Annotated in this window: 7 protein-coding genes; 4 read left to right on the top strand and 3 right to left on the bottom strand. The window is 49.4% G+C overall.

The window, feature by feature from the left end:
* The first annotated feature begins 71 nt into the window (after positions 1 to 71).
* Positions 72 to 2,786, top strand: coding sequence for a c-type cytochrome (locus O3C43_23630; GenBank protein MDA1069476.1), 2,715 nt, complete (start codon positions 72 to 74; stop codon positions 2,784 to 2,786).
* Between the two features lie 123 nt (positions 2,787 to 2,909).
* Here O3C43_23630 and O3C43_23635 read toward each other — a convergent pair whose 3' ends face one another.
* On the bottom strand, positions 2,910 to 3,344 hold the full coding sequence (locus O3C43_23635) for a hypothetical protein (protein MDA1069477.1): 435 nt from the start codon (positions 3,342 to 3,344) through the stop codon (positions 2,910 to 2,912).
* Between the two features lie 243 nt (positions 3,345 to 3,587).
* On the opposite strand from O3C43_23635, the gene O3C43_23640 reads away from it, so the two are divergent.
* Together O3C43_23640 and O3C43_23645 are read left to right on the top strand one after the other, a co-directional pair.
* Positions 3,588 to 4,766: a serine hydrolase gene (locus O3C43_23640; GenBank protein MDA1069478.1), complete on the top strand. Its 1,179-nt coding sequence runs from the start codon at positions 3,588 to 3,590 to the stop codon at positions 4,764 to 4,766.
* Positions 4,767 to 4,834: 68 nt separating this feature from the next.
* A complete protein-coding gene (locus O3C43_23645; GenBank protein ID MDA1069479.1) occupies positions 4,835 to 6,316 on the top strand; it encodes a sodium/solute symporter in 1,482 nt (493 codons plus the stop codon).
* A gap of 20 nt (positions 6,317 to 6,336) precedes the next feature.
* Here O3C43_23645 and O3C43_23650 read toward each other — a convergent pair whose 3' ends face one another.
* Both O3C43_23650 and O3C43_23655 read right to left on the bottom strand, forming a co-directional pair.
* Positions 6,337 to 6,579, bottom strand: coding sequence for a hypothetical protein (locus O3C43_23650; GenBank protein ID MDA1069480.1), 243 nt, complete (start codon positions 6,577 to 6,579; stop codon positions 6,337 to 6,339).
* A 242-nt stretch (positions 6,580 to 6,821) separates the two neighbouring features.
* Positions 6,822 to 8,594 (bottom strand): IS1634 family transposase, encoded by a 1,773-nt coding sequence (locus O3C43_23655; GenBank protein ID MDA1069481.1) that lies wholly within the window; start codon positions 8,592 to 8,594, stop codon positions 6,822 to 6,824.
* Positions 8,595 to 8,824: 230 nt separating this feature from the next.
* Between O3C43_23655 and O3C43_23660 the strand changes: the two genes are divergently transcribed.
* Positions 8,825 to 8,947, top strand: coding sequence for a hypothetical protein (locus tag O3C43_23660; GenBank protein ID MDA1069482.1), 123 nt, complete (start codon positions 8,825 to 8,827; stop codon positions 8,945 to 8,947).
* The last annotated feature ends 145 nt before the right edge of the window (positions 8,948 to 9,092 follow it).

The raw sequence follows: 9,092 nt of genomic DNA on the forward strand, positions 1-9,092 counted from the left end.
GGCGAGGGTGCTCGCAAGCACCTAACTCACCTATCGTTCGCTCTCTTGCACTTCAGAATTGAATCCGCCCTATGAAAAAAACAAGTTTCACAATCTTTCTAGTCAGTAGCTTCCTCGCGACTTCCCTGATGGGTCAGTCAACCACCCTGGTCGAAAAGTTCGATCCATCCGCACACACACCCGCTGGTGTGCCCCTGGATTTGATGAAAGTTCCAGAAGGTCTGGATGTTACCATCTGGGCCTCGTCGCCTATGCTTTTTAATCCGACCAATATGGACATCGATAAAGATGGGCGTATCTGGGTTGCCGAAGGCGTCCGCTACCGGAGGCACTGGGACCGTCAACCTGAAGGAGACAGAATCCAGGTGTTACAGGATACCGACGGCGACGGCAAAGCGGATACCAGCCATACCTTTGTCCAGGAGGAAGCATTGGTTGCTCCGCTCGGAGTAGCAGTCATTGATAATAAGATCGTCGTTTCTCAACCACCCGAATTGATCGTTTACACCGATGTTAACAGGAACCTGGTGTTCGACGAAGGCGATACACGTGAAACATTGCTAGAAGGATTTAGCGGCAAGAACCACGACCACAGTCTTCATTCGGTAACCGTTGGTCCCAACGGAAAATGGTATTTTAATTCAGGAAACTGCGGAGCACTTTTTACGGACAAGTCTGGAAAAACGTTCCGGATCGCCAGTCCATACAATCCTGGTGTAATCGGACCCTACGAATTTCCCTTTGACGTCAAGGATGTGGCCGGTAAGCCGAGTGACGATGGTCATGTTTATGTGGGCGGATTTTCAGCACGTATGAACCCGGACGGATCCGACGTTGAGATTATTGGGTTTAATTACCGTAACAGTTATGAGCAATCGATCACATCCATGGGTGATGTTTTTCAAAACGACAATGATGATCCGCCAGCCTGTCGTGTAACTCACGTTCTTGAATACGGAAACGCTGGTTTTGCATCAGCCGATGGAATGCGGAGTTGGAGAGCCGACAAGCGCCCCGGTCAAACAACCGCCATCGCAGAATGGCGTCAGGAAGATCCGGGCACCATGCCGGCTGGAGATATTTATGGTGGCGGTTCTCCCACTGGAAATGTCTTTTACGAAAATGGTGCTCTGGGTGATGCATGGAACGGAACCTTCCTCTCCTGCGAAGCAGGTAAGAATGTGGTATTTAGCTATCAGCCGAAGTTGAATGGCGCAGGATTTGATTTGGTTCGCGAAAACTTTATTACCACCAATGAAGAAGGCGAATATGCCGGTTCCGACTTTATCGGTGGAAGCAATAACATCAGCAGTGATGTAAAGACCCTCTTCCGTCCTTCGGACGTAGCGATCGGCCCAGACGGTGCGATCTACATCACTGACTGGTATGATGGTCGCGTGGGCGGCCACCAAGATCTTGATGAAACTTGCTCAGGCACCATTTACCGAATCGCGCCCAAAGGATTTAAACCACGTATCCCCAAATTGGATCTAAGTTCAACAGATGGCCAAATTGAGGCACTCAAAAGCCCTGCTCCCAATGTACGAAACTTGGGATTTGTAGCACTGAAAGAACAAGGCTCTTCTACCGTACCAGCTATCTCTGAACTTCTGAAAGATAAAAACCCCTTTATCGCAGCAAGAGCGGTCTTCCTACTTGGTCAAATGGGGGAAGCTGGTCAGAATATAGTAGAAAAACTGCTCGACTCCAAAGATGAAGAAACCCGTATAGTCGCCTATCGGGCCCTACGCCACAACCAGTTCGCGCTAATTAGAATGGCCCAAAAGATGGCCAAGGATTCATCTCCTGCCGTTCGTCGTGAAGTAGCTTTATCCATGCGGGACGTGCCAATCAAACAAAGCCGTGCGATTCTTCGTGAAGTTGGAAAACGATACGATGGCAATGACAGAAGCTACCTGGAAGCTTTGGGAATTGGTTCAACTGGGGTTGAAACACAAGTTTACCATGCGACCAAAGCTGTTGCTGGAAATAATGATCCCTTAAAATGGACTGACGCTTTTGCGGATATAGCCTGGCGTCTACACCCGGCATCAGCGATTGCAGATCTCGCGGTGAGAGCATCCAGTACCAAGTTGAGTCATGAACAGCGCAAGCAAGCGATGGACGCCTTGGCCTTTACTAATAGAAGAACTGCAGCCAACGCGATGATGGACTTGGCTGAAGGTGATTCTTCCCTCAACGAAGAAGCTACCTGGTGGTTGTTAAACCGCTCAAATGGTTCTTGGCAGGATCTCAATATCCTACCTTCCTTAGCGAAGCGTGGCATTTACGATCCCTCAAAAATAAGTGTTCAAGAAATTGTATCCATAGACTCAGCTACGATTCCCAATAATTATCCTCCCATGGAAGAACTCCTGGCAATGAAGGGAGATGTGAACAGAGGTCATGCGGTAGCGCTAAGATGTGTGATGTGTCACAAAGTTGGAGATACGGGCGTAGAGTTTGGACCAGCACTCAATGGTTGGGGACAAACCCAAACCCGTGAAGTTATATTTACGTCTATCATCGAACCCAACGCGGACATCGCACATGGGTACGATGCGAACGTGATCAACTTGAAAGATGGAAGAAAGATCGACGGAATTTTGCTAAAAGAATCCGACCCTTACATCATATTATCGATGGGAGGTGTTCAACAAATTGTACCTGGTGACCAAGTAAAAAACGTAGGACGCTTGCGGCATAGTTTAATGATGTCTGCCACCCAGCTCGGACTCACCGCACAAGACCTCGCGGATGTAGTTGCCTATTTGAAGGCGAACTGAGGATTTTAATATTTTACCTGCGTTGAATCCGCAGGAATACAGAGGTATCTCGCAAGAGATACCTCTATTTTTTTAGAACTACCAGGAAGGTGGAGTTACCCCCAGGATCGTCAGACCCTAAATCTAAAGGGAAAAAATTCTACCACCGAGGCAGATCAGAGAAAAAACAAGCAAAACGACATAGAACCCAAGCTGGGCTCGCCAACGAATACCATAGGCTAATTCTGAGTAGTCGCGCCATCTGGGAAAGCAGGTCGAAATTCCTTTTAAAACCGCTACCAGAAACTGGTAAAGCAAACCGACTATAATACCCAAACCAAAGCCAATTCCAATATCCCATAATTGGAACGAATCTGTTAAGGCCACGGGTATAAAAAATCCGCCGATCATTCCCAGTGTAAAAAGAAAACCGGCTATATTTTGATGAATAATAAATTCCCGATTAAGCTCATCCCAATAGCCCTGAGTATAACGTGCTCGATTTTTGACGGGCCATAATTTCCGAAGCCCTTTCATTGCAGGTGCACCTTTACCAAAATCTGGAATGCGTGGATCCATGTAAAAAACTTCAGCTGAACCAGAACAAGGAGCGAGAAAATAACGATGCTGCCGAAAGGAGAAATGCTAGGTCCCAGCGAGAGACTCATGCACGACAAGGCAGGAAGTTCATTTCACGGGCAGGGTATCCGACTGGCTTTCTGATTCCATGAAAAATCGCTGACATATTAGACTTTAAAGGAAATAATAAAGGGTCCACAGTGATGGATCTCCCGCCCTATTGCGCCCCAACTGAAATACATTATGAAATCTCTTCTCCTGATCACCGTTTTTATTTTTACAACGTTAATAAGTTCTGTGGAAACCCTGGGAAACCCTGTGGCCTCCCTTCCCATTGGAAACTGGCAGGATCATGGATTTTCCGAGGATCAATTGGCGTCGATTCGATTAGCCTTCCAACAAGGAATAGATGAACAATTTATTCCTGGTGGATCGATGATGATCATTCATCACGGAGAGATAATTATCCAGGAAGGGTTTGGGGTAGATAACCTGGAAACCAAGCGCCCCTTTACGCCAGAGACATTGTGCAGAATCGCTTCCCTGACCAAGCCACATACTGCCACGATGATGGCAATGCTGGTGGAGCAAGGAAAATTGAGCTTCGAAGATCGAGTAAATAAGTACATCACCGAACTTGGAGATTTGAAAGTTCAAGGTCAGGAAAAGAAGGTGCAGCCTCCTACTCTAGCCGAGTGCCTTTCACACACCACAGGTTGGGCAAGCAATGACGACCTGAAAGCAGGAAAGCTGTTGGTCAACTTCGTCGGTGACCTGGAGTCGGTAACCAAAGATCTGGCAAGCAAACAGCTATTCCAAACTCCGGGTACGAATTACGCGTATTCTCGATTGGGTTACATGACGGCGGGACGAATTGCAGAAGTCGTGACCAAAAAAAGTTACCCTGAAGTAATGAAGGAAGTTCTCTTCGACCGTATTGGAGCGAAAGATTCAACGTTTGAAATAACAGACAGTGTAGCAAAACGAATGGCTACTCCCTACGAACGAACAATGGCCGGATTTGTTGAAAGAACCGGTGAAGGTATGGGAACCGCCATTAACCCGGGCGGAAATCTGATTACCAATTTAGACGGAGTGGCGCGGCTTTTTTTGCTTCATCGAAACAGGGGGATTGTTAATGGCCAGCGCGTTGTTTCCGAAACTGTTTTGCAAAAAATGTATGTAGGCCAGCCTGGGACAGAGAAGTCAGGCGCTGGTTACGGACTTGGCTTTCGAATATTGCAAAAACGTTCAGACGGAACTTCCAGTAGAATTCAACACTCCGGAGCTTCCGGCACCATTGGCATCATAGACTTCGACCTGGACCTGATTGTGATTATTTTAACCCAGGTTCCGCAGGCTCAGACCAACAAATGGCGGCAGCCTCTGCTACAAAGCATCTACACCGTTTTTGAAAAATAGGTTGAACCGGAAAAGTAGACTTTCTCCTTTGCTTCCTGGAAACTTGAACTAGGTTGTTTTCAAGCTGCATGGATTCTCTGACCTTACCTGACATTTTAATAGTCCTCGCCTACTTCGTATCCGTTCTTTTCATAGGAATACGGTTTGGGAAAAAGGACGAAAACATTGAGGGCTATGTAGCGGGCGGGCGACAGATGCCGTGGTTGGCGGTTCTGGGATCTTTAATAGCTACTGAAATTAGCGCGGCGACTTTTCTTGGAACACCGGGAGTTGGATTTGCGGAAAACCTCGGCTACCTCCAAATGGGTTTTGGCTCATTACTGGCACGCTTCGCGATAGCATTTCTATTTTTGGGCGCCTTTTATAAACTTAAATATCTTTCTGTTTACCAATTCCTGGCCACCCGGTTTGGCGGAACCAGCCACTATACCGCAGCCAGCTTTTTTCTGATGTCGCGCTTAATGGCCTCGGCCGTTCGCCTGATGATCGCCTCTACCGGATTGTATGTAATACTTGGATTACCCTTTGGTTGGACCATGATCGGTTTCGCCTCGCTTTGCCTGATCTACGCTGGGATCGGAGGAATCAAGGCGGTTATCTGGACAGATTGCCTCCAAGTCATTGTGTTTCTCACAGCTGGACTGGTCATGTTGTTCGTTTTGCAGGACCTGGTTGGATGGGGCACGATCCTCAACATTGGAAACAAGTCGGGGAAGTTGGAAATTTTCCAATGGACTCCGCAAGCCGGGATCATGGCTGATAGCAATTGGGTGCTCCTTGCTGTTGTATTCGGGTTTATCAACACCCTCGCAATGCAAGGGACAGACCACGACTTCACCCAGCGAATGCTCACCTGCAAGAATGTGAAACAAGCACGCCGTGGAATCATTTTGAGCGGATTTATTTCCCTTCCTGTGGCAGCAATGTTCCTGTTGATCGGGGTTGGTTTGTTCGCATACTTCCAGCAGATTCCGGATGCTTCATTACCAACCAAGATTGCTGAAGGTGTTATCTCAGTCGATTCGGATAAAGTATTCCCACACTTCATTTCCACCGTGCTGCCAGCGGGCTTGCGCGGTTTACTACTCTGTGGGGTTCTGGCAGCCGCTATGTCCAGCCTCGATAGCGCAATGGCGGCCCTAAGTTCATCGATTGTAGTAGACCTTCTGAAACCATTCTTAAACAAAAACGAGACAACACAGGTTTGGACCGCACGAATTTTCATGGTGGTCGTAACAGTCGCATTGGTTTCCATCGCGTGGGCACTGAAAGACGGAGGACAATTTATCTGGTTGGCGTTTAAGATCGCCGGGGTCACCTACAGCGGATTGCTTGGCGTGTTTCTCGTTGGCCTACTAAGCAATCGCGGAGCCGATCGATGGAACTTATTTGCAATGATTACGGGAAGCAGCTTCACGGCAATTCTTCTCCTACTGTCAGAAAAAGGTGTGATTCAACTCGCATGGCAATACCCTATGCTGGTTGGAGTATGCCTGACCTTTCTATTAGGGATTATTCCAAAAGCAGCTAAGACTCAGGTCCAAATCTAACATAGATGAAACACCAGGAATTACTGGTCGCCAATTAAATCACGTATTTTTCCAGTGATAGTTTTCAAGTGATTTTCATCGAGAATCTGATTATGGTAATCGGCTTCGATACGATAAAACATTACTTCACTATCACTGTAATTGTTCCAACGTTTGAGATCATTTCCACTAGTGATTGAATATTCCGTATCGCGTACGGTGAACAAGAGTATATTCAGAGGTGATGGATCAGGATCGTAGCTGAAATGAAAAGCACCGGCCATAATGGGTCTAATTCCCCCATCTATAAGTTCTAAAGGAATTAACGCTGGAGAATGGTATTTCAGGCCAATTTTACTCCCCAAATTGTACCCCAGTTCTTTAAGAATGTATCTGAAGTATTTATGTTTTTCTTGTTGGAGGAGACGAATCCCCCACCTAACCCGACTTGGCCGATTGGGGGCTGATTTGTACGTAAGTCGTTGATTTATCGTCAAAGGTCTCCACTACAGGTGGCAGCCGCGTTTTATTTTTTTGCGGCTTTTATTTTTGGTGTGGACTGCTGGGGCAGGTTCAGTTTCAAGGTCTCCAAAAGAATTTTCACCTCTTTCGGGGGCTGGGTGTAGCGTGGCAAAATAATTGTGCGTCCGTCGGTGGTGGGCAGGTGCACGTCAATCATCCGCAGGGTGGCCATTTTCTCCAGGACGCTGCGCGGGGTCAGTCCGGGGGCGTGGGCGCGCAGTCTTTGGCGTAGTGTGACGTGCAGGCAGTATGCGAGGAAGGCGATGAAGATGTGCGCTTCGATGCGGTCTTGGTTTTGGTGATGGACCGGGCGTAGCGCCAGGTCGCCTTTGAGATTTTTGAAGGCTTCTTCGACTTCGGTCAGTTGGGTGTAGAGTTGCCACAGCATGGCGGGGTCGGTGGCGCCGAGGTTGCTGCGCAGCAGGTAACGTCCTTCGCGGCGGATGACCTGGCGCAGCTTTTTCTTGTTCAGCGCGTAGACCAGATCGCGGGGCGAGAACGCGCGGTTCTCATCCGGCACGGTGATATCGACGAGGGCCCAGGCTCGTCCGGCTTGTTGCCGGGCAGCTCCGAGTTTGAGCATGAGTTCGTCGCGGCCGATTGTCTTCATCAAGCGCAGCTCGGCCAGCCGGGCGAGTAAGCGTTTGAGCCGGCGCCGACGCATGGAACGCTCTTTGTGGACGCGGGCCTGACTCTGGGCCAGCACGTAAAGCTCGTCATCCTGCTTGAGCAGTTTGACCTCGAGCTGGTCGCGGACCTTCTCCCACGGTTTGTCGAGGAACTGTTTTTCGAGTTGGCTCAGACGTCCTTTCGGGGTGCCGACCAGATAGTTGATCCTGGGGTCGGCAGCCCGCATGTGGGCAAGGGTTTGTTCGGTCGGGATGCCGCGATCCATCACCCAGATGCGTTCGGCCGCTCCGTAGGCCTCTTCGATCCGCTTTAAAAAGTCCTTCAGCGTCGTGGAGTCGCGGGTGTTGCCGCTCATCACTTCGTAGCCCAGGGGGAAACCCTCGGGGGTGACAACCAAAGCGATGACGACCTGGACGCAATCGAAGCGTTTGTCCCGGCTGTAGCCGAACTTGCGTTTGTCATCGGGATTTTGTGGCGGATCACTCTCGAAGTAAGTGCTCGTCAGATCGTAAAGCAGGACGTCGAACTTCGCCCCGAAGAGATCTTTCCAGCGCTGTTGCAGGTGCTGAAAAAGTCCTTGCTTGTGGGCCAATAATTGATCGTGGCAGCGGTAGAGTTTATGAATCTCACTGATCGCACAGTCTTCGCCGAGCAACTCTCCCATCGCGCTATGGTCAAACCAGTGGCGGTGCAGCCGCCATTCGCTACCGGGTTCGATCAGACGGTAGCAAACCAACAGCAACACAACGTTATCCCAGCTTGTGCCTTTCCGGCTGACCGGCAGCCGTTCTTTCCAAAATGCGTCCAGTCCGAGTTGGCGGTACAGATGGCAGGCCAGCCAACACGCACCCCATTGCCGCGGGCGGTGCAGCTCCATATCCTTCAGGCGAAGGCGCACGATTTCCTCATCGCTGACCGGCTCCGGCGAGTCGTCGGCAAACAAGGCGACTTGACGCGGATCTTCCCCATCCTCGTCAAATAGCTCTATGGTCTTTTGCCAACTCCGGCGCTGCTTGTCGTTGATCTCTCCGAGGTACAAAACCTGTTGCTGGATCGTCTTGCCCGAAGCCACACGCCGGGCCTCCACGATATTCCAGTAACGGTGTTCCTTCCCATCTTTGATCCGGCGATTGCATCTCAAAAACATAATGCCTGCACAGTATACCAGATATTTCCGCCTTGGGAAGAGACTAGGTCTACACTACAAGCACTTTTGAACGTTTTTCGCCGCATCGGCGAGCGCGAGTCCAGTGTTTAAGCGGACCTCCCTCACGAAAAAAACCGAAATTTTATCAAATCCATTCCGAATCGGCCAAGTCGGGCTAGTGCAGTCTGAAGGAGTGAAGATGCCAAGCTGGGGCTTCCGCCTCCTAAGACATGCGGCGCGACGTATCCGCCTCCTTAGACATGCGGCGCGACGTATCCGCCTCCTGCAAATACGACGAGACGGGTGGCGTTCCCGAGGAATTACAGTTTCGGATTTCAGGTCTGATTCTTTGAATGGTTAAATCATTCTGTACCCATGATTCTGTGAAAAAGAAAAGAGACAAAATCATGGAGAAAAGAATGATGGCGTAGGCTCTGTCTCTACGGATTGAGAGAACGGAGGAAAAAATCCATCAAACTCTGTTTCCTCCGTTGCCTT

The sequence above is a fragment of the Verrucomicrobiota bacterium genome, from assembly GCA_027622555.1.
In the GTDB taxonomy this organism is placed as follows: Bacteria; Verrucomicrobiota; Verrucomicrobiia; order Opitutales; family UBA2995; genus UBA2995.

Coding starts and splice junctions, on each gene's coding strand:
- O3C43_23645 (MDA1069479.1), top strand. CDS start 4,835: ATGGATTCTCTGACCTTACCTGACATTTTAATAGTCCTCGCCTACTTC.
- O3C43_23635 (MDA1069477.1), bottom strand. CDS start 3,344: ATGGATCCACGCATTCCAGATTTTGGTAAAGGTGCACCTGCAATGAAA.
- O3C43_23630 (MDA1069476.1), top strand. CDS start 72: ATGAAAAAAACAAGTTTCACAATCTTTCTAGTCAGTAGCTTCCTCGCG.
- O3C43_23650 (MDA1069480.1), bottom strand. CDS start 6,579: ATGGCCGGTGCTTTTCATTTCAGCTACGATCCTGATCCATCACCTCTG.
- O3C43_23655 (MDA1069481.1), bottom strand. CDS start 8,594: ATGTTTTTGAGATGCAATCGCCGGATCAAAGATGGGAAGGAACACCGT.
- O3C43_23660 (MDA1069482.1), top strand. CDS start 8,825: ATGCGGCGCGACGTATCCGCCTCCTTAGACATGCGGCGCGACGTATCC.
- O3C43_23640 (MDA1069478.1), top strand. CDS start 3,588: ATGAAATCTCTTCTCCTGATCACCGTTTTTATTTTTACAACGTTAATA.